This is a genomic window from Haloferula sp. A504 (genome assembly GCF_044385805.1).
Taxonomy (GTDB): Bacteria; Verrucomicrobiota; Verrucomicrobiia; order Verrucomicrobiales; family Akkermansiaceae; genus Haloferula.
Genome location: NZ_JBISBU010000030.1, coordinates 34,827 through 55,854, shown reverse-complemented (window position 1 = coordinate 55,854; position 21,028 = coordinate 34,827). Strand labels below are relative to the sequence as shown.

Genomic DNA, 21,028 nt, shown 5'->3' with positions numbered 1-21,028 from the left:
GGACCTGCGAACGACGGCCTCACAGCCTCAATAACTTGCGAAAGTTTTTGAAATTCAGTGAGCGCTGCGGATTGGACAAACCATCAACAAGCCCCAAACGAAGGCTTGCCAAGTCTTTGCGAAAGAGTCGAGCATGCCCGTGGCGCACGATTCAACCGCGCCCGCTTTCGCAATGAAGTTCACGGTATCCAAAGAGGCCCTTCTCGACGGTCTGCAGAAAGTCCAGCACGTGGTCAGCACCCGCACGACCCTGCCGATCCTCTCCAATGTGCTGCTGGTGGCGGAGAACGGCCGCCTGCAGTTGACGACCACCGACCTCGATGTCGGGATCACGGGCGCGGTCGACGCGAATGTGAGCAAGGACGGGGCGACCACGCTCCCGGCCAAGCGGCTGGTGAACATCATCCGCGAGCTGCCCGCCAGCGAGGTCGAGATCTCGGTCGACGCGAAGAACGTGGCTTCGATCTCCTGCGGCCCCTCGTTTTTCAAGATCATCGGCCTCGGTCAGGACGACTTTCCGCCGCTGCCGGACTTCGACGGCGCCAAGGAGTACCGGATTCCCCAGCAGATGCTGCGGGACGGTCTCAAGAAGACGGCCTACGCGATTTCCACCGACGAGACCCGCTACGTGCTCAACGGCATCTACACCTCGTTCCGCGAGGGCAAGCTGACCCTGGTGGCGACCGACGGGCGGCGCCTGGCGATGGTCGAGAACGACCTCGAGTTTCCGGCGAGCCAGGAGGTCGATGTGATCGTGCCGACCAAGGCCGTGCAGGAGCTGCAGCGTCTGCTCGGCACCGAGGGTGAGGTGCTGGTGCAGCTCAGCGACAGCCAGATTTCGTTCACGATCGGCGACCACCTGCTCGTCAGCAAGCTGATCGAGGGCAACTACCCGAACTACCGCCAGGTCATTCCCGGCGATTCCAGCGAACGGGTCGAGCTGCCGCGCGAGGCGATGCTCGAGACGGTCCGCCGTGTTTCGCTGCTGTCTTCGGACAAATCGAACTCGGTGAAGCTGGTTTTCGGCGGCAACAAGGTGGAGGTGACCGCCAACAGTCCGGACGTCGGGGAAGCCCAGGAAACCCTCGAGGTTCCCTACGAAGGGAAGAACCTGCAGATCGCCTTCAATCCCGAGTTCCTCAAGGCCCCGCTTCAGAATCTCGATGAAGCAACCGTCTATCTCGACCTGATCGATGAGATGAGCCCCGGGGTCGTGCGGATCGACGGCAGCTTCCTCTACGTCATCATGCCGATGCGCGTGACGAGTTGACGAATGGCGGCGGGAGCCGTCCGCGGTGAATGCGGTGTTTCCTACCCGCGCTCTGCCATCACGCCAGGCACCCGGGGCAATCCTGCACCCAATGACCGGGCTTGACCTCGGTGAGCTCGGGCTGGCGATCGGTCACGCATCTCGCGGCATCGCCGAGGCGGTTGCGCGGCTGGAAGGCACAGCCGGCGGGCGGCTTGGACATGTCGGGCGGAAGGCCCGGGATCGTGTAGAGTTCCTCGTCCCGCGAATGCCGCGCCGGGATGCTCTGCAGGAGCGAGCGGGTGTAGGCATGGAGCGGTTCGCGGAAGAGCTCGGAGCGCGTGGCTGCTTCGACAATGCGCCCGGCATAAATCACGTTGACGTGGTCGCAGACCTGCGAGACGACCTCGAGGTCGTGGGTGATGAAGATGACCGCCGTGCCGAGATCCCGCTGGCGGTCGCGGATGAGGTCGAGCACCTGTTTCTGAACCGTCACGTCGAGTGCGGTGGTCGGCTCGTCGCAGATCAGCAGTTCGGGCCGGGTGATCAGAGCCATGGCGATCATCACCCGCTGGCGCATGCCGCCGGAGAACTCGTGGGGGTAGGCGTCGATCCGCTTTTCCGGCTCCGGAATCCCGACTTCGGCGAGGGCTTCGACCGCCCGGTCGAGGGCCTTCGCTCCCCGCAACCCCTCATGAATTTCGAGGGGTTCGACCAGCTGGTCACGGATCCGCATGTAGGGATTCAGCGAGGTCATCGGGTCCTGGAAGATCATCGAGATCCGCTTGCCGCGGATCCGGCGCAGCTCGCGGGCGCTGCATGACAGGAGGTCGGTGCCGTCGAAGATGGCCTTGCCGCCATGGATGCGCCCCGGGGGCTGGGGAATGAGTCCGAGCAGCGAATAGCAGGTGACGGATTTTCCCGAGCCGGATTCGCCGACGATGCCGAGCGTCTGTCCGGCCTCGACCTGGAACGACACGTCTTCCACGGCATGGACGATTCCGTTCCGGGTGTGGAAACGGGTGGTGAGATTCTGAACGTCGAGAAGCGGCATGGTCTTTGGAATGGAAACCACGGATGAACGTGGATGGACACGGATTTTTTCTGCCCTCGGGCATCACAGCATCACTCTGCGAAATTCGAGCTTGGGGTTCTTGACGTTCAAAATGATGGCAAGTTGGAGTCCGGTGACACGCAGGTAGTTGAGCATCTGGCCGACTTCAACGGATCCGATCCGTTGGATGGTCTTGGTATCGACGATGATTTTATCGAAGGCGATGAGGTCCGGTACGAACTCGTCGACCTTCACTTCACGGAAATGGATGGGGAATCGAGCTTGCTGCTTCCACGGAATGGCAGAGTCTTTGAAGGCCACGACCAGTGCGTTTTCGTAGGCTTTCTCTCGAAAGCCGTGTCCGATCTCGTTGTGGACGGCCATTGCCGCTCCAATGATGCTCCGGGTCTCGTCTGCAAAAAGCAGGTTGGATTCGTCGGCTGCCATGGTTGGAGAATCATCCGTGTCCATCCGCGTTCATCCGTGGTTGGGCTCGCGCTCGGTGCGGCGGCGGGAGCGGACGGAGAAGATAACCGGGATCCCGGGAGAAGGGTGGGACTCCCGGAAACGGTTGGCCAGATACTGTTCGTAGCTGGAGTTCATCAGGGTCTTGTCATTCACGAAAAGCACGATGGTCGGGACCGGGATGGTCGAGTAGCGCTCGTTCACCGCGCAGGTCGCGTAGTAGAGCTTGAGCCGGCGCGTGCCGCGACCGACGGTCGGTGGCGGGTTGGCCTCGAAGGCGTGCTGGAGGAAGCGGTTGAGGGTTCCGGTGGTGGGGACGTTCCGGGCTCCCTTCTGGATCCACAGCGTCTTCTTGAAAATCTGCTCCACGGCGGTGCCCTCCTTGGCGGAGACGCTGACGAAGGGCGCGTAGTGCAGGAAGAACAGCTCCCGCTTGACCTGCTCCTCGGCTTCCTTCCGGCGGTCGTTCATCCGTCCGTCCGGATGAAACAGATCGAACTTGTTGAGCACGATCAGGCAAGGCTTCTTCGCGTCGAGGATGAGCCGGGCGATTTTCCGGTCCTGGGCGCTGATCCCCGAGGCGAGGTCGATGACCAGGAGGCAGAGGTCGGCCCGGCGGATCGCCTTTTCGGAGCGCATGGCGGAAAAAACCTCGACCGATGAGTCGCGGCGCGAGCGGGGCCGGAGCCCGGCGGTGTCGATGAGCGTGAAGAGCTGCCCGTCCACTTCGTACGGAAGGTCGACGGCATCCCGGGTGGTGCCGGCGATTTCGGAAACGATGGTGCGCTCGTCCTTGAGAATGGCGTTCACGAGCGAGGACTTGCCGGCATTCGGTTTGCCGACGATCGCAAGGCGGATGCCGCTCTCAACGGCTTCCTCCACCGCTTCCTCGATTTCGCTGGCAAGCGGTTCGATCCGCCGGTCCATTTCGGCGGTGAGCTTGCCGAAGCCCTTGCCGTGCTCGGCGGAAACGCCGATCCCGTCACCCAGTCCGAGCCGGCTCATCTCGGCGAAGGCGTTCTCGTGCTTCTTGTCGTCGACCTTGTTGATCACGAGCACCACCGGAACGCCGGCCTTGCGCAGTTTCTCGGCGAGGGACTGATCGATGGGAGTGAGCCCTTCATGGGCATCCACCACGAAAAGAATGAGGTCCGCCGTCTGGATGGCAATGTCGGCCTCCAGCGTCACCTGCGCGGCGAAGCCGTCGTCCAGCGTCGCGCCGATCCCGCCGGTGTCGATGATGGTGCAGGGGTGCTGGGTGGCGTGGCACGGGGCGGAGAGGCGGTCGCGGGTGACCCCGGGCTGATCGTGGACAATCGCAATCCTCCGTCCCGCGAGGCGGTTGAAGATGGCGGACTTCCCGACGTTCGGACGTCCGACGATGGCGACGGTTGGCATGGGGGAGTAAACGCTGAAAAACCAAAATGCTGAAATGCTGAAAAACCGAAAACCCGAAATTCCAGCGGTGCTCAGGAGTCGGATCCCGGTTCGTGGTGGGCATCGCCGAGTTGGCGGAGGCCTGCCCGGAAGTAGGCGATTCCCGACCAGACGCAGAAGAAGGTGGCGAACAGGCAGGGGTAGATCGGCGAGAAGGGGACGACCCGCAGCATGACCCAGCCGAGGGCGAACATCTGGGCGAAGGTGCAGACCTTGCCACTCCACTGGGCCCGGACCTCGGCGTGGCCGTTCATGAAATGAATGAAGGCAATGCCTCCGACGATGATGATGTCGCGGACGATCACCACGGCGGTGAACCACAGTGGGATGCGCCAGCCATCCGGGCCCCAGTCGACCAGGCTCAGGGTGATCAGCGCGGTCAGCAGCAGCGACTTGTCGGCGATGGGATCGATGATCGCCCCGAAGCGGGAGCGTTGATTGAAGCGCCGCGCGATCCAGCCGTCGACGCCGTCGCTGGCCGAGGCGACGATGAACACGGCGAGGGCCGACCAGCGAAGCCACTCCTCGGGGTGTCCCGCCTCGATGCTGATTCCGTAGTAGATCGCCAGTACCGCGAACACCGGCACCAGGAAGATCCGGCCCAGCGTGATCTTGCTGGCGAGGGTCATGGCCGACCCATATCAAAAAATGACCGCCGTGGCGAGGAGTGAACGATCCCCGCGACGGCGGCCTGAGTTCTCAGCCCGGAAGCCCTCTCAGGGGCGGCCCGGAATCGAGTAGTAAACCTGCTCGAGGGCCATGATGGTGTAGGAGCTGACGAGGATCGCATTCGACTCCATCCAGCGGCCGTTGTCGTTCACCCACGAACCGTTCTCGCGTTGCAGCGTGAGCAGGCGGGAGGCGAGCTTGCTGCGCCAGTCGACGGTGGAGCCGTCTTCGAGCACGAGGCGGTCGATGCCGGCGACCGAGAGGGCCTTCGACATGGCCTGATAGTAGTAATAGAGGCCCTCGGCACCCATGCCCGGATTCTCATCGAGGGTGAAGTTCTTCCCGAGCCACTTCTTCACGGCGACGACACGCGGGTCGTCCGGCTTGAGTTCCGCATAGATGAGCGAGAGCAGTCCGGCGTAGGAAATCGAGCCGTAGGAGCGCAGCGCGACGCGGCCGTCGCCGAGGTCCCGCTCACCCGCCTTGGAGCTGCCGGGGGTGTAGATGAACCCACCGACATCCTCCGGATTGTCCGAAGCCCAGTCCTGGTCGTTGGTTCCGGGGAGGTTCTGGCAGCGCGAGAGGAAGGTGATCGCCGCGTCCCAGTCGAGCTCGGGCTGGTCGCCGAACTTCCCGTCCTCGATCACCTTTTTGGAAAGGGCCAGGGCCTCGATGGCCAGGTAGGTGTTGGATAGGTCGGTGTGGTCGTTCTTGGAGCCGTAGCCGATCCCGCCGTCGTTCTTGTTGTCGGCTTCGCCCTCGCTGCCGATGTCCCACTGCTCGCCGATCAGGAACTTGCGGGCCCGGACGATGGCGGGCTCGTAGATGTCCCGGCCGGAGGCGACCAGGGCGGTCACGGCCGTCGCGGTGTTGTAGGTGGCGAGTCCGCGGTTGTAGATGCCACCGTCCTCCTTCTGCTGGGCCACCAGCCATTCGAAGCCCTTCTTGATGTTGTCGGGGAACGGCCTGCCGATGTCGAAGCTGGGATCGCGCACCACCGAGGTGAGCGCGAGGGCGGTGAGGGCGGGAAGCTCCGGATCGCCCCAGTAGCCATCCTCATGCTGCTGGCCGACCAGGTAGGCGTTGCCGCGGGCGATCGCCTGCTTCATTTCGTTCTGCAGCGAAAGGTAGGGATTGGGCGGAAGATCCTGGGCCGGAACCAAGCCGGCGAGGCCCAGGGTCACAAGGGGAAGGAGTGTTCTGCTTTTCATGACTTGTAGGGTTCGATGATGACGGTGACGGGAGTTCCCTCGGGAGGAACACGGGTTGGATGAGGAAGCCATACTTCGTCGAGTTCGTTGTCTTTTCCGGAAAAATTGATCAATGCGGTGTTGCTGAGAAAAATTGCGGCCAGATCTCCAGTGCTTTCGGCCACGAATCGACCGTTGTAAAGGAATGAACCTCCATAAACCCACGGCGAATCGGGCATGGACTGCTCGGTTGTGGCGTGGTTGATCCATTCCCGGACCGGAATGGACTCCGTCCGGCCGTCGACTTCCCGTTCGACCAGGATCCGGATCCGGGATTCCCGCTTTTCCTCCGGAGTCGCCTCCTGGAACTCGCTCGTGTGGGTGCCGTCCGCCTCGAGCTTGTAGTAGAGCTCGCGGGACGCCTTGTAGCGGAGCAGCTTGAAGGCGAGGTTCAGGTTCGTCGCCGAAATGTCGGTGACCAGCAGCGACTCGTGGATCTTGCCGTTCTGGTGAACGATCAGGAACTCGAGCAGACCCTCGGTCTGGTTGATGGCGGCGGGAAAACGGATCCGCCGGCTCCTGGGATCGAAGGTGACCTGACCGATCTTCATCTGCCCGTCCTCGAGTTTCTCGATCGCCGGAGTGACCTCCGCCACCTCCTGGTCGGGGGCCGGAAGCCGATCGGGTTCCACCGGGGCACGCCCGGTTGACTCCTCCGCCATCAGGGTGGCGGAGGCCATGGCGATCCACAGCCATTGCAACGGAAGTTTCATCACGACCAAGGAACGCTTCATCAACGCATCCGTCCAGAGATCTCTTGGAGCCTTTTTTGGTCCCCGGACACTCGTGAAACCACTTCAAGCGGCTTGCCGCCCCTGTGATTCCGCACGCTCCTTTGCAGAATCGCATCCGCTATCATGGGCTGAGGATCAGGGCTGTTCGTCGTTTTGCAGGCCGGCTTTTTCGGTTTCCCGGGGGGGCGCGGTGGGTCAGCCGGAGGCCAGCCGTTCCAGGATGCGGCCGGCCGCGGCGAGGCCGAAGGTGGCGGTGACGTGGGTGACCGATCCATAGCCGGCATCGCAGCCGATGCTGCCCGGGAGGTCCTCGGGGCGCTCGGAGCTGATCCCGCCGTCGCAGGTCGGAAAGACCGGGGGTTCATCGGAAAAAACAGCGTCGATGCCGAAGTCGGGCACGGCACCCCTCTCCGGGGCCTTGGGAAAGCCAAATTCGGTGCGCAGGCGTTTGCGAACCGCGGCGAGCAGCGGGTCGCGGCTGGTTTGCGCGAGGTCGGCGATGCGGATGCAGGTGGCATCGCGACGTCCACCGGCCGCTCCCGACGCGACGACCAGGACATTGCGTGCATGGCAGCCGGCGAGGAGGTGGCACTTGGCGCGAAGTGCATCGATCGCATCGACGACCGCATCGGGAGGAGTGGAGAAGAAGTCGCCGGCGGTTGATGGCGAGTAGAAGGCGTGGATTTCCTCCAGCTCGACCCCCGGATTGATGGTGCGAAGGCGCTCGGCGAGGGTGGATGTCTTCTGTCTCCCGATATTGCCCTCGACGGCGTGGAGCTGCCGGTTGGTGTTGGTGACGCAAAGGTCGTCGGCGTCCATCAGCGTCAGCCGGCCGATGCCCGAGCGGACGAGGCTTTCCGCGGCCCAGGACCCGACCCCGCCGAGCCCCACCACCGCAACATGGGCGGTGCGGAAACGGTGGAGAGCCGCCTCGCCATACAGGCGGGCGATGCCGGAGAAGCGACTGAGATAGGCGTCGGACACCCGGAGAGAATGAGGTCCTCGTGGTGCCGCGCCAACTCTGGAGTGGGTGGGCAGGGAGGACGGCACAGGAACGAAGTGTGGAACCCGCTTCCTCAGATTGCCCGCCCATGCTCCGCGGGAGGAGGCTTCACTGGGTGGTCGCTGCCGCCCGAAGCCGGCGCCTGCCTACAGCAGCTTGCTCCGCAGGATCTCGGTGACCTGCTTCGGGTTGGCCTTGCCTTTCGATCGCTTCATCACCTGGCCGGTCAGGAAGTTCACCAACTTCTCGTTCCCGGCCCGGATCTCGGCGACCTGCTGGGGATTGGCCGCGATGGCCTCGTCGCAGAAGGCTTCGAGCTCGCCGGCGTCGGCGGGTTCGAAGCCCATTTCCCTGGCGATCGCCGCCGGTTCGCCATCGGGTGATTCGAGCAGTTTGAGCAGAACTTCCTTGGCCTGGTTCAAGGCCAGTTGGCCGGACTCGACCAGCTCGAGAAGGCTGCCGGTTTTCCCGGCGCTCACCGGAGATTGGTCGATCGCGGTCTCACGCTCGTTGAGCAGGCCGAGGAAAACATTGAGCAGGAAATTGGCCGCCTTCTTGCCGGGAACCTTCTCGTTTGAGGCCAGCGCCTCGAAGTAGTTGGCGAGGGGCACGTCCGCGGCGAGCACCGAGGCGTCGTATTTGGTGATCTGGTAGTCCTTTTCGTAGCGCTCGGCGCGTTCATGCGGGCGCTCGGTGAGAAGCGGGCGGACCTTTTCCAGCAGCGGTGCGGTGTGGATGGGGAGAAGGTCGGGGCAGGGAAAATAGCGGTAGTCGTGGGCATCCTCCTTGGTCCGGAGCAGCTGGGATTCGCCGCGGTCGTCATCCCAGCGCCGGGTCGATTGGACCTGTTCGACGCCCTGCTGCAAATCCTCCCACTGGCGGTCGATCTCGTAGTCGATGGCACGGCGGACGGCCGAGATCGAGTTGAGGTTCTTGAGTTCGATGCGGTTGCCGAGCGGGTCGTCTTCCTTGCGGCGGATGGAGATGTTCACGTCGCAGCGGAGCTGACCCTTCTCCATGTCGGCGTCGGAAATGCCGCCCTGCTGGAGGATCATCTGCAACGACCGAAGAAAGGCGAAGGCCTCGGCCGACGACTCGATGTCGGGCTCGGTGACGATCTCCATCAGCGGCGTGCCGGCCCGGTTGTAGTCGATGATCGATGAATTGCCGAGGTGGGTCGACTTGGCGACATCCTCCTCGAGGTGGATGCGGTTGAGGCGGACCTTGAGGTCGGGACGGGCGATCTTCTTGCGCACGTCGGTCGGGTAGTTGAACTCATACACCGGGACCTCTCCGGCAAGGCACAGCGGCAGGTCCATCTGCGTGGTCTGGTAATTCTTCGGCATGTCCGGATAGAAATAGTTCTTCCGGTCCCACTTCGAGATCTCGGGTGACCCGCAGTCGAGCAGGAGTCCCGCGAGCAGGGTTTTCTCGATCGCGTGGCGGTTGAGCACGGGGAGCGCGCCGGGGAGACCGAGGCAGACGGGGCAGGTGTGGGTGTTCGGTTCGTCGGCGAAGGAGGTCTGGCAGGCGCAGAACATCTTGGTGTTCGTCTTGACCTGGCAGTGGACTTCGAGACCGATGGTGACGAGGAAGCTCATGGGGAGAAAATGCTGAAACGCTGAAAGACTGAAACGCTGAAATTCGGGAAAGGGGACAATTGGGTGGGTGCTAGAGGTCGGCGTTGGAGAGGATCTGGCGGAGGTTGTCGTTCTCGAGCAGGCGGTCGAGGCGGGGGTCGCGCAGGATCTCCGAATAGCGGCCATCCTTCGCGAGCTGGCGGAGGTCGGGATCGGCGAGGATCAGTTCACGGATCTGGGTTTCCTCAAGGACGGGGATCGCCTTGGGTGGCGGGTAATCGGCGACGGAGATCAGCTTGGCAAGGTTCAGCCGGGCTTCGTCGGCGAGGGGGTCGAGACGCGAGAACCATTCGGCGGGGACGGCGACATCGATGCTCTTCTTCAACTCGGCGAGAAAGGCGGTGTGGTCCGGCATGTCGCCCGACTCGACGAAGGTGCGGATCTCGGCGACCGAACCCGCGTGCCGCAGGATCGTGGCGCCACCAAACCACAGGAGGGCGGTGGGGATCAGACTGAGGAGGAGGGTGAACGCCCAGCGGATCGGGGACCGGCGGTTCTTTTCGGCGACCTCCTTGTTGGGCTTTCGCAAGGGGGCGAAGAGACCCTGCGCCAGCAAGCGCAGGAGCACGGCCGACAGAACGAACGCCGCCAGCGGCAGCACCCATGAAAGCGCGGACACCTCGTGCCCGAGAACCTCGCGCGAGATCGCCGGCGCGTACTTCCATGACAGGAAGGCGGCGAGGCCGGCGAGACACAGGACCAAGGTGCCCCACAGGATCCGCAGGAGTCCGCGCAGCATGGCGAGGCTGGCGATCGCGCCGAAGATGATCAGGGCGGCGGTCCCGAGGCTGATTTGCGGAATGGAGTCCACGCGGAGAAGACAGAGGTCAGAGCCCGCATTGGCCGCGCTGGCGGAGCAGGTGGTCGCAGATCACGAGGGCGGCCATGTTGTCGACCATCGGGACGGCGCGGGGCAGCACGCAGGCATCGTGGCGGCCCTTGCCCTTGAGTTCGGTGTTTTCACCCCCGCTGGTGACGGTGTCCTGATGCGTCATGATGGTGGCGGTGGGCTTGAAGCCGACGCGGAACACGATGTCCTCGCCGTTGGAGATGCCGCCCTGGATGCCCCCGGAGCGGTTGCTGGTGGTGCGGACCCTGCCGTCGACGATTCGGAACGGATCGTTGTGCTCGCTGCCGGTCATGTAGGTTCCGGCGAAACCCGAACCGATCTCGAAACCCTTGGTCGCCGGGAGGGACATCATCGCCCGGGCCAATTCAGCCTCGAGCTTGTCGAAGACCGGTTCACCGAGGCCCGGCGGACAGTGGCGCACGACGCACTCGACCACACCGCCGATCGAATTTCCCTCCGACCGGACTTGCTTGATCCGCTCGATCATCCGTTCGGCGGCCTCGGGGTCGCCGGTGCGGACGATGTTCGACTCGATCTGGTCGAGGGTCACGGACGAGGCATCGACCCGGGCCTCGATGTCGTGGATCCGGCTGACCCAGGCGAGAATTTCCAACTCGGGCACGAGACTCGCGATCACCTTGCGGGCAACCGCCGCCGCCGCGACGCGGCCAATCGTTTCCCGTGCCGAGGCGCGCCCGCCACCGGAGATGGAGCGGACTCCGTATTTGGCGTCGTAGGTGTAGTCGGCGTGCGACGGGCGGTATTTGACGGCCATCTCATCGTAGGAGCCCGGGCGCTGGTCCTTGTTGGCCACGACCACCGCGATCGGGGTGCCCAGGGTGATGCCGTCCTGCACGCCGGAGAGGATGGTTGCCGAGTCGGCCTCGTCGCGCGGGGTGACGATCTCCGATTGGCCGGGCCGGCGCCGATCGAGCTCCCGCTGAATGTCCTCGACGCTGAGCGGCACCCGGGGCGGGCAGCCGTCGATGATCACGCCCACACCGCCTCCGTGGGATTCTCCGAAGGTATGGATGCGGAAGAGCTGACCGAAGCTGGAGGACATGGCGCGTAGTGTAGGCGGGGTGCTGAATCTGCGAAGTGCGAATTCCATCCGCGCCGCCCGAAACGACGGGAGTCCGGGCCGGCACGAAATTCCGGATGTGACGAAATCGCCCCCGCTTTGGGATGCGACGCACGGGTGCTTGGGGAGATAAACGAATCCGTTGGTTAAGCAATCTTAAGTAATCAGATGAGAATCGACATCGTCACGGACACCTTCGCTCCCGACGTCAATGGAGTCGCGATGACCCTTGGCAGGCTTTGCGAGGGGCTGCGGAGCCGGGGCCACTTGGTCCACATCATCCGCACCGGCGGGGAGGGCAGACAGGGCGAGACCCGGGCGCGGTCGATTCGCCTGCCGGGATACAAGGAGGTGCGAATCGGACTGCCGGGGCCCTTCAAGCTGCGCCGCCGGTGGCTGAAGCGGCGTCCGGATGCCATCTACGTGGCGACCGAGAGTCCGCTGGGAATGTCGGCGATCAAGGCGGCCAACCTGCTCGGCATTCCCGTTGCCGCCGGCTTTCACACCAACTTCCACCAGTACATGGAGCAGTATCGCCTCGGCGGTCTCCAACCGGCGACCATGAGCTACCTCAAGCGGGTCCATCGTCGGGCGGCGGTCACCATGGCTCCGACCGCTGATGTGGTCGAAATGCTCGACCACGAGGGTTTCAACAACGTGACGCTTCTCGGTCGGGGAGTGGACACCAAACTTTATGCTCCCTCCAAACGCTGCGCGGCCCTGCGCGCGCAATGGGGTGTGCGGGAGGGATCGCCGGTGGCCATCGTCGTCGGACGGCTGGCTCCGGAGAAGAATCTTTCGCTGGCGATGGAGTGCTTCCGTCGCATGCGGGCGAAGGTCCCCGATCTCCGCTGCGTCTGCGTCGGCGACGGCCCGAGTCGCGAGGCACTCGAGGCGCGGAACCGGCACGTCCATTTCGCGGGTGTGCGCACGGGTGAGGACCTGGCGCGGCACTACGCTTCGGCCGACATCCTGCTCTTTCCGAGTGAGACCGAGACCTTCGGAAATGTCCTGCTCGAGGGCATGGCGTCGGGTCTCGTGACCGTCAGCTACGACTATGCCGCAGCGGCAAAGTATGTCGCGCACGGCAGCAACGGGCTCAAGGCCGTGAAGGGTGATTCGACCCAGTATGCCGAGCTCGCGGTGGATGCCCTGAGGCACTGGCGGGGTGAGATGCGGGCGGGTGCGCGGGACTCGGTCCTGTCGCTCGGTTGGGACCAGGTGATCGATGTCTTCGAAGGCAAGCTCCGGGAGATTTCCGAAGCGGCGGGTCCATCCCCGGTCACACGGAAGCTGAAGCGTCGCTTCAAGCGTCGCGACTACCGCACGATCTTCCTATCGGACATCCACCTCGGCACGCCCGACTCCAAGGTCCACGAGGTCACCGATTTCCTCAAGCACACCCGCTGCGACAAGCTGGTCCTGAACGGCGACATCATCGACGGCTGGGCCCTGCGCCGCGGGTCGAAATGGCGCAAGCGCCACAGCCGCTTCATCCGTAAGGTGCTGAAGAAGATGGAAAAGGACGAGACCCAGGTGATCTACTGCCGCGGCAATCACGACGACATCCTCGACCGCTTTTTGCCGCTGGGTTTCGGGCGGATCCAGTTCGTCAAGGAGCACATCCACCAGGGACCGGACGGGAAACGCTATCTGGTGGTCCACGGGGATGGCTTCGACAGCGTCTCGACCAACCACCGCTGGCTGGCGTGGCTCGGAGCGATCGGCTACGACACGCTGCTCAAGATCAACCGGGGCTACAATCGCTACCGGGCCTGGATGGGGAAGGACTACTTCTCGCTCAGCAAGAAGGTGAAGGCGCGGGTGAAGTCGGCGGTGAGCTTCGTCGACAACTACGAGCAGCAGCTCCAGCAGTATGCGCGGCGGCGACAGTGCGATGGGATCATCTGCGGACACATCCACACGCCCGAGGACAAGGAGATCGAGGGGGTGCGCTACCTGAACTCGGGCGACTGGGTCGAAAGTCTCACCGCCATCGTCGAGCACCACGACGGGCGCCTCGAGCTCCTTCGCTACGAGGACTTCATTGAGGAGTTGGCGAGGGAGGCACGGGAGGGGAGTCGGGAGGAACGCAGGGTGGGTCCGGACCTCAAGATCGGCCTTCCCGCGTGAGTGGGGGAGGAGCCGTCAGGGTGTGAGCGGGCCGAGGCGATCTGATGCCTTGAGGGATCCTTGGTGCCTCGGCGCTCCAAGCCGAGGTGGTCCCGAAGGGACCGTTCATCCAAGCCGGGGCGCTTCAGCCCCCGGTCGAGTCGGTAGAGGCATTTTCGTCGGGAACCGACGAGACATCCGTGGCAATCCGGCTCAGCCCCAAACGTAGCGTTCATCGTATTCGACGCCGTGCTTCTCGAGGAAGTCGAGGAACTCGTCCTGAAATCCCCGCATTCTGTGGTGATCGCGTTGGCTGGCGATGTAGGCAGTCACCGCTGGAACCGACGATGCGCTGACGCTGAACGCGCCGTATCCATCCTGCCACCCGAACCGGCCCTGGCACAGGCGTTCTTCGTTGATGTACTTTGCAGAGCCTCCCTTGATCCGGCGCATCGCGTCCGCCACGGACATCGTCTTCGGGATTCGCATCAAGACATGGACGTGGTCGTCGATGCCTCCGGCGCGGATGACATGTATCTCGTTGTGGGTGGCGACGGATGCGAGGATCTTCCACACATTCTCTTCGATTGCCCGGGTGATGAGAGGTGCACGGTCCTTGGTTGACCAGATGCCATGATAGAGAAGCTGCGTGAGGGTTGAAGCCATGGAGAAGCATACAGAGTTGGGTCGTCGCATCGCGACGAAAATCCGGTGCGAGGCCGTGTTCACGGGGGCTGAAGCGCCCCGGCTGGGATGGGTGGTCCCTTCGGGACCGGGCCGCGGGTGGGGCCGGGACGGGTTGTCTGTCCGGATCTTCCCGGCATGCCGGGGGGCGACCGGAGACGCGCTGCATCACGATTCCTTCTTCCTGCCGAGGCGCTCGCTGATGCTCTGGACGACGTAGTAGAGCATCGGCACCGCGGCGAGGGAGACGGCGGTGGCGGCGAGCATGCCGCCGAAGACGGCGGTGCCGAGCACCTTGCGCGACTCCGCACCGGCACCCGAGGCGATGAGCAGGGGAATGACGCCGAGGACGAAGGAGAGGGCGGTCATCATGACCGCGCGGAAGCGCAACCGGACCGATTCGACGGCGGAGTCGAAGATGCTGAGGCCCTCGTCGCGCTTCACCTTGGCGAACTCGGTCAGCAGGATGGCGGTCTTTGTCGCCATCGCGATCAAGAGAATGATCCCGATCTGGGTATAGACGTTGTTCTCCATGCCGCGCATCTTGATCGCGACCACGGCCCCCAGCAGAGCGGTCGGGACGGAAAGGCACACCGAGATCGGCAGCGTCCAGCTCTCATACTGCGCGGCGAGGACCAGATAGACCATGAGGATGGCGAAGCCGAAGATGGCTGCGAGACCGGCCGCCGCCTGCTTTTGCTGAAACGAGAGTTCCGACCACGAGAAGGTCATCGAGGGTGGCAGGGTGGTGTTGGCGATGGTCTCCATCCGGTTCATCGCCTCACCGGAGCTGAAGCCGGGCGCGGGATCCCCGAGGATCTTCACAGCGGGCAGCATGTTGAAGCGGGTCACGCTCTGCGGACCGAGCGTGTCCCTCAGTTCGGCGACGGCACCGAGCGGGATCATGCGACCGTCTTTCCCCCGCACCTGCAGCGCATCGATGTCGTCGGGCTGGTCGCGGAAGGGCGCGTCGGCCTGGGCGGTGACCTTGAACACCCGGCCGAAGAGGGTGAAGTCGTTGACATAGGCCGAGCCGAGGTGGACCTGCATCGTGTTGAAAACCTCGGTCATGGAAGCGCCGGAGCGCTTGACCTGCTCGCGGTCGATATCGACGTAGATCTGCGGCACGCTGGCCCGGAAGGTGGTGCGCACGCCGGCCAGGCCCGGGTCGGCGTTGCCGGTGGCAATGAGTTCGCCGGCGACCGCCTGCAGCTGGTCGAGACCCGCGCCCTCCTTGTCCTGGAGCATGAAGGTGAAGCCACCCGAGACGCCGACGCCGGGGAGCGAGGGCATGGCGAAGGCGAAGGCCCCGGCCTCCTGGATCGAGAACAGCTTCTGCTGGAGCTTCTGGAGGATGGCGGATTGGTGGAGTTCGGGATCGCCGCGTTCGCTCCAGTTTTTGAAGGTCACCACGCAGAAGCCGTTGTTGGCCCCGGCGGCGCCGTCGATGACCGAGTAGCCGGCGATCGAGAGGCAGTCGACGGTCCCCTCGGTGTCGGCGACGATCTTCTCGACCTTCGCCATCACGTCCAGGGTCCGGTCGAGCGTGGCACCGTCGGGAAGCTGCACCGCCACCATGCAGTAGCCCTCGTCCTCCTGCGGGACGAAGCCGGTGGGCAGGCTGCCGAGCCCGAGGATCGAGCCACCGGTCATGGCGATGAAGGCGGCCACACCGATCGGTGCGAAGCGCAGCGCGAGGCGGACGACCTTGCGGTAGCCCGAGTTGGACGCCTCGATCGAGCGGTTGAAGGCCTTGAAGAGGCCGCGGGGCTCCTTGTTGCCCGGCTTGAGCAGAATGCCGCACAGGGCGGGGCTGAGCGTGAGCGCGTTGATCGAGCTGAAGACGGTGGCGATGGCGATGGTGGCGGCGAACTGCTTGAACATCGTGCCGGTGATCCCGGTCATGGTGGCGGTCGGCACGAAGACGGCGAGCAGCACCAGGGTGGTGGCGACGACCGGACCCGAAACCTCCTTCATCGCGGCGGCGGCGGCTTCCTTGCCGGAAAGCCCCTTTTCGAGGTGCACGAAGGTGTTCTCGACGACGATGATCGCGTCGTCGACGACGATGCCGATCACCAGCACCAAGCCGAAGAGGGTGAGGATGTTGAGCGAGAATCCCATCGCCAGCAGCACCGCGAAGGTGCCGATGAGAGCCACCGGGATGGTGATGGTGGGAATCAGGGTCGCGCGGGCGTTCTGGAGGAAGAGGAAGACGGTGAGGACGACAAGGATGAGGGTGGCGAAGAGGGTGATCACCACCTCCTTGATCGAGGCCGTGATCACATCGGTGGCGTCGTAAACGACCTTGGCCTCGACATCGCGAACCTCTGCTTCGGGGTCGCCGGGGAAGCTTTTCGCCAACTCGGCGAGCTTCTCCCGCACGCCGGCGGCGACGTCGATCAGGTTGGTACCGGGAATCTGATAGATGGCGAAGGTGGTGCCGGGCACGCCGTTGAGCTTGGAGCTGAAGGAGTAGGTGTCGGAGCCGAGTTCGACGCGGGCGACGTCGCGCAGGCGGATCGTGCCGCCCTCGTCGCCGGTGCGGACGATGATGTTCTCAAACTCCTCGACCTCGGAGAGCCGGCCCTGGGTCGAGAGGATGTACTCGAAGGCGGTGCCGGGGGTGGTCGGCGCACCGCCGATGCGGCCGGCGGCGACCTGAATGTTCTGCTCGCGGATCGCCGCGAGCACGTCGGTGGCGGCGAGGTTCCGCGCGCGCAGGAGGTCGGGGTCGAGCCACACCCGCATGCTGAACTCACCGACGCCGAACACGGTGACGTCGCCGACGCCGGGAACGCGCGACAGTTCGTCTCGCATTCGCAGGTTGGCGTAGTTGGAGAGATAGGCGGCGTCGTAAACGCCGCTGGGCGAGGTCAGCCCGATGAACATCACCGTGTCGGTCGAGCGCTTGCGCACGGTCACGCCGGTGCGCTTGACCTCCTCCGGCAGGCGTGGCTCGGCCTTGGCGACGCGGTTCTGGACGAGCACGTTGGCGGTGTCGAGATCGGTGCCGGGTTCGAAGGTGACGGTCAGGCTCATGCTGCCGTCGTTGCCGCAAACCGAGGACATGTAGATCATGCCCTCGACGCCGTTGACCTCCTTCTCGATGGTCGCGGCGACCGTGTCGGAAACCGTCCGGGCGTCGGCACCGGGGTAGAAGGCGGAGATCGAGATCGTCGGCGGCGCGAGATTCGGGTAGCGGGAAACCGGCAGGTTGAGCAGGGACACCGCGCCGATCACCGTGATGACGATCGAGATGACCGCGGCAAAGACCGGTCGCTTGATGAAGAAGAGGCTGAACATGGGGTGACAAATGGCGATTCACTCGCAATCGCAATCGGGATCGCAATCGAAGACGGTGAAAGGAAGTGCGGGCTATTGAGGCGGGTATCGGATTTCGATGGGGATTACGATGGGGATTACGATGGGGATTTTGGAGGAGCGGAAACGGAGTCGTTCAGGGCGATGAGCTTGGTCAGCATTGCCACGATTCGGTCGAGATGGGACTTTCCCGGACGCACTTCGGAGGGATTGCAGAGCCCTTTGGCAACGGCGGCATCAAGACACGCAGCGCACTCGGTGCCGGAGCCCCGGGCATCATCGAAGAACCTCGCCCGGAGTGCTGGCTTACGCTTTCCGTTTCCCTCGGCAATGTTGAGCAGGATGGAAAGGCTTGCGCGGTCAAGCTGGCTCCTTAGTTCGCCCGTCGGTGTGGGTGCCTCTGCGAGTCGAGAAAGCAGTGGGGCGAGCCACTCGATGAACTCCAGCGCTTTCCGATACACGTCGAGTCTTTCGTGACTGAACATCGGGAGGAAATGAGCAGTGATCAGCGATCGGTGGACGGCGGTTCGGCCTTCGGGATGGGTTCCGCCGGGACCGGGGTCACCGGGGCGCCTTCTCGGGCTCGTTGGAGGCCGGAGATGATGACCTTCTCGGTCCCATCGAGGCCCTTGGTCACCACGGTTTCCAGGGTCCGCGGCATGTTGGGGTCGGTCACCGGTTTCTCCACGGCATCGCCAGCGTCGACCGGGCGTCGGCGGACGATGTTGTCTTCATCGACGACCCAGACGTAGTTGCCGCCAAGATCGCGGAGAATGGCGGCGGAGGGAACGAGCAGGGCTTCCGTGGCGGTGGGATTGGTCGGATCAGGGCCGGCCGGATAGCCGATCAACCCGTAGATTCCCGAGTTGAGGGCGCCCGATTCATTGGGAAAGACCGCGCGGACCTTCACCGTGCGGGTCGCGGGATCGACCTTGTTCTCGATGTAGTCGATGCGACCGGTTTGGGCGTGGATGCTGCCGTCGGCGAGCTTCAGCCGGATTTCTTTCTGATAGACCTTTTCCGCAGCCCCGCTGTCCCGCAGTTCGAAGTAGCGGAGGGCCTCCCGCTCCGGCACCTCGAAGTAGGCGAGGATCTCGGAGTCGTCGATGATGGTGGCGAGGAGGGTCGAATCGGTGGCACCGACCAGGTTGCCCGGGTCGACCATAAGTCGGGACATGCGACCCGAGATGGGCGCTTCGATGGCGGTGTAGCCTTCGTTGATCTTGGCTTCCTCGAGGGAGGCCTCGGCCTGGGAAATGGCGGCCTCCGTCTCGGCGAGTTCAGCGGCTGCGATCTCGACGTCGATCTCCGACACGGCATTGGTCTGTGCCGCGCGCTGGACCCTCTCGTAGCGTTTCCTGGCGAGGTCGCGGGCCGCCACGGCCCGGTCGACGGCAGCCTGGGCGGCGAGCGACTGCTGCTCGTACGGCTCGGGCTCGATGACGAAGAGCGGGGCGCCCTTCTGGACACGCTTGCCGGCGAAGTCCGGCACATCGGCAGCCAGCGAAAGCGTCCCGCGGACCCGGGCCCGGATCTCGATTTCCTGGGCACCGACGAGGGTCGATGGAAACTCGCGGTAAACGACCACCTCGCGCTTCGACGGCGGGGCGACGGTGACCGGGAGCGGTTGCGGGGTCGGGGCTTCGGCTTTCTTGCCGCAGCCGGCGAGCAGGAGCAGGGGAAGGATGAGGACGAGGCGTTTCATGGTGGGAAAGGCGGTCGGAAAGTCTGAAAGTCGGAAGGTCGAAGGTCTCTTGGTTCGGGCCGGGTGGTTGCGGGAAAGGGCGCTTTGTCAGTTCGGGCTTTCAGGCCTTTGACTTTCGGACCTTCGACGCGGAGCCGGGGCTTACGGGGTTTCGGCGGACTTGGCGGATCGCATGCGGGTGCCACCGCCGAGCGCCTTGAACAGCGACACGTAGGCGGCCGCAATCTGGCCCTGCGAAACGGCGAGCGCGTCCTCGTTGGCGAAAATCGTGCGCTCGGCGTCGAGCACGTTCTGGAAGTCCGTCAGGCCCTCCTTGTAGTTCGACTTCACCAGTTCGACGGTCTTTTCCGTGGCGGTGACGGCCTTGTCGAGGGCGTCGTAGCGGTCGCGCTCGTTGCGGACCGACGAGAGGGCGTCCTCGACCTCGGCGACGCCCTTGAGGACCGTGTTTTCGTAGTTCAGGTAGGCTTGCTTGGTGAGTGACTCCTCGATGGCAATCTGGCTCTTGATGCGTCCGGCGTTGAAGATGTTCCAGCGAAAGGTCGGCCCGAAGGCGTAGTTTCGGGAGTTGGACTCGGGCAGGCTGGAAAAAGCGAGCGACTGGAGCTGGAAAGTTCCCGAGAGCGTGAAGCGCGGGAATAGATCGGCCTCGGCGACGCCGATCCGGGCCGTCTGCGCGGCGAGGTTGCGCTCGGCGGCGCGGATGTCCGGGCGCGAGCGCACGAGGTCGGACGGAATGCCGACGCTGGCGGACTTGTTGGGCGTGGGGATGCCCTTCGCGCTGCCGATGAAGGACTCGGCGGCGCTGGGATACCGCCCGATGAGCACCGCGAGCCGGTTGAGGGCGATGTCGCGTTGATTTCGAAGGGATGGAATGGCCGCCTCGGTGGTGGCCAGGTTGGTCTGGGCCTGGGAGACGTCGAGATCCGGGGCGAGGCCGGCATCGGCCCGGTCCTGCGTGAGCTGCACCGAGTCGGCCTGATTCTTGATGTTGCGGCTCGCGAGGCGGATCCGCTCGTCGAGGGTCCGGATCTGGATGTAGGCGAAGGCGACCTCGGCCAAGAGGCTGACCATGGTGTCGCGGTAGAGTTCCTCGGTTCCCTCCACCGAGGCGTCGGCCGACTCGACGGCGCGGCGGACCCCGCCGAAGAAGTCGAGCTCCCATCCGGCATCGATGCCCGTCGTCCAGAAGTCGCTGGTCTTCCCGCCGCCCGGGTTGCCGATGTTCTCGCTGATCCGGTTGCGGCTGACCCCGCCATTGAAATCGAGTTGGGGAAACAGCTGGCTGCGGGCGACTCCGCGGGCGGCCCTGGCCTGGTTGATCCGCTCGTAGGCGATGGCGAGATCCCGGTTCGATTCCCTGGCCGTCTTGATAAGGCGGTTGAGGGTCGGGTCGTTGAAGCGCGTCCACCATTTCTCCAGGCTGGACGATCCGGAGTTCAGGTCCGCGCTCAGACTCTGATTCCAGGAGTCCGGCGTGATGGCAGACGGCGAGGTGTAGTTGCGGCCGACGAGCATGCAGCTGGTCATCAGCAGGGCGAGGGCGGGGGACGCGGTGAACCGGAGCTTGAGACGGAAGGAACTCATGAGACGCGCTGGGAGCTTTTGTGAATCGACCCGAGTTGTCCACCGAGTTCCAGTCGGCCGACAAATTCTTTCGGTTCCCGGAGATTCAAGGGCTGCGGGGCGTTTCATGATGTGGGTTCGGCGCGGCCCACACGCACGCCGGGGAAGGCCAAGGTTTCTCCCGGCTTGGGCGACTTCTCGGATCGCC

Annotated in this window: 17 protein-coding genes; 2 read left to right on the top strand and 15 right to left on the bottom strand. The window is 64.2% G+C overall.

All coding sequences use genetic code 11. The features are described 5' to 3' along the window. Positions 1-172: 172 nt before the first annotated feature. Positions 173-1,270, top strand: a complete 1,098-nt coding sequence (gene dnaN / locus ACG2LG_RS14280) for a DNA polymerase III subunit beta (protein WP_396260040.1) — start codon at positions 173-175, stop codon at positions 1,268-1,270. A 58-nt stretch (positions 1,271-1,328) separates the two neighbouring features. Here dnaN and ACG2LG_RS14275 read toward each other — a convergent pair whose 3' ends face one another. The 10 genes from ACG2LG_RS14275 to aroC all read right to left on the bottom strand — a co-directional run bounded on the left by ACG2LG_RS14275 (position 1,329) and on the right by aroC (position 11,414). Next, positions 1,329-2,303, bottom strand: a complete 975-nt coding sequence (locus tag ACG2LG_RS14275; protein ID WP_396260053.1) for an ABC transporter ATP-binding protein — start codon at positions 2,301-2,303, stop codon at positions 1,329-1,331. A gap of 63 nt (positions 2,304-2,366) precedes the next feature. Further along, positions 2,367-2,750 carry a GxxExxY protein gene (locus tag ACG2LG_RS14270; RefSeq protein WP_396260038.1) on the bottom strand — a complete coding sequence of 128 codons (384 nt, stop codon included), beginning with the start codon at positions 2,748-2,750 and terminating at the stop codon, positions 2,367-2,369. Between the two features lie 30 nt (positions 2,751-2,780). After that, a complete protein-coding gene (gene der, locus ACG2LG_RS14265; RefSeq protein ID WP_396260037.1) occupies positions 2,781-4,166 on the bottom strand; it encodes a ribosome biogenesis GTPase Der in 1,386 nt (461 codons plus the stop codon). A gap of 71 nt (positions 4,167-4,237) precedes the next feature. After that, positions 4,238-4,834, bottom strand: a complete 597-nt coding sequence (gene pgsA, locus ACG2LG_RS14260; RefSeq protein ID WP_396260035.1) for a CDP-diacylglycerol--glycerol-3-phosphate 3-phosphatidyltransferase — start codon at positions 4,832-4,834, stop codon at positions 4,238-4,240. 87 nt (positions 4,835-4,921) lie between these two features. After that, positions 4,922-6,085, bottom strand: coding sequence for a prenyltransferase/squalene oxidase repeat-containing protein (locus tag ACG2LG_RS14255; RefSeq protein ID WP_396260034.1), 1,164 nt, complete (start codon positions 6,083-6,085; stop codon positions 4,922-4,924). Continuing rightward, the gene (locus ACG2LG_RS14250; RefSeq protein ID WP_396260032.1) at positions 6,082-6,837 is read right to left on the bottom strand and encodes a YdjY domain-containing protein; all 756 of its coding nucleotides are present in this window, start codon (positions 6,835-6,837) and stop codon (positions 6,082-6,084) included. Before ACG2LG_RS14250 ends, ACG2LG_RS14255 begins: the two co-directional genes overlap by 4 nt. Positions 6,838-7,053: 216 nt before the next feature. Further along, positions 7,054-7,842, bottom strand: coding sequence for a ThiF family adenylyltransferase (locus ACG2LG_RS14245; RefSeq protein ID WP_396260031.1), 789 nt, complete (start codon positions 7,840-7,842; stop codon positions 7,054-7,056). A 165-nt stretch (positions 7,843-8,007) separates the two neighbouring features. Continuing rightward, complete coding sequence (gene gatB / locus ACG2LG_RS14240; RefSeq protein ID WP_396260029.1) at positions 8,008-9,462, bottom strand: Asp-tRNA(Asn)/Glu-tRNA(Gln) amidotransferase subunit GatB; 1,455 nt, start codon at positions 9,460-9,462, stop codon at positions 8,008-8,010. 70 nt (positions 9,463-9,532) lie between these two features. Next, positions 9,533-10,312, bottom strand: a complete 780-nt coding sequence (locus tag ACG2LG_RS14235; RefSeq protein WP_396260027.1) for a hypothetical protein — start codon at positions 10,310-10,312, stop codon at positions 9,533-9,535. A gap of 16 nt (positions 10,313-10,328) precedes the next feature. Further along, positions 10,329-11,414 carry a chorismate synthase gene (gene aroC / locus ACG2LG_RS14230; RefSeq protein WP_396260025.1) on the bottom strand — a complete coding sequence of 362 codons (1,086 nt, stop codon included), beginning with the start codon at positions 11,412-11,414 and terminating at the stop codon, positions 10,329-10,331. Positions 11,415-11,600: 186 nt separating this feature from the next. Between aroC and ACG2LG_RS14225 the strand changes: the two genes are divergently transcribed. Continuing rightward, positions 11,601-13,565 (top strand): glycosyltransferase, encoded by a 1,965-nt coding sequence (locus tag ACG2LG_RS14225; RefSeq protein WP_396260024.1) that lies wholly within the window; start codon positions 11,601-11,603, stop codon positions 13,563-13,565. 192 nt (positions 13,566-13,757) lie between these two features. On the opposite strand, the gene tnpA is transcribed toward ACG2LG_RS14225, so the two are convergent. The 5 genes from tnpA to ACG2LG_RS14200 form a co-directional block, all read right to left on the bottom strand. Beyond that, the gene (gene tnpA / locus ACG2LG_RS14220) at positions 13,758-14,210 is read right to left on the bottom strand and encodes an IS200/IS605 family transposase (RefSeq protein ID WP_396260022.1); all 453 of its coding nucleotides are present in this window, start codon (positions 14,208-14,210) and stop codon (positions 13,758-13,760) included. 186 nt (positions 14,211-14,396) lie between these two features. Continuing rightward, positions 14,397-17,531, bottom strand: a complete 3,135-nt coding sequence (locus tag ACG2LG_RS14215) for an efflux RND transporter permease subunit (protein ID WP_396260020.1) — start codon at positions 17,529-17,531, stop codon at positions 14,397-14,399. A 116-nt stretch (positions 17,532-17,647) separates the two neighbouring features. Next, complete coding sequence (locus ACG2LG_RS14210) at positions 17,648-18,034, bottom strand: four helix bundle protein (protein WP_396260018.1); 387 nt, start codon at positions 18,032-18,034, stop codon at positions 17,648-17,650. Between the two features lie 20 nt (positions 18,035-18,054). Further along, on the bottom strand, positions 18,055-19,254 hold the full coding sequence (locus ACG2LG_RS14205) for an efflux RND transporter periplasmic adaptor subunit (RefSeq protein WP_396260017.1): 1,200 nt from the start codon (positions 19,252-19,254) through the stop codon (positions 18,055-18,057). A gap of 141 nt (positions 19,255-19,395) precedes the next feature. Then, positions 19,396-20,841 (bottom strand): efflux transporter outer membrane subunit, encoded by a 1,446-nt coding sequence (locus ACG2LG_RS14200; protein ID WP_396260015.1) that lies wholly within the window; start codon positions 20,839-20,841, stop codon positions 19,396-19,398. Positions 20,842-21,028: the final 187 nt, after the last annotated feature.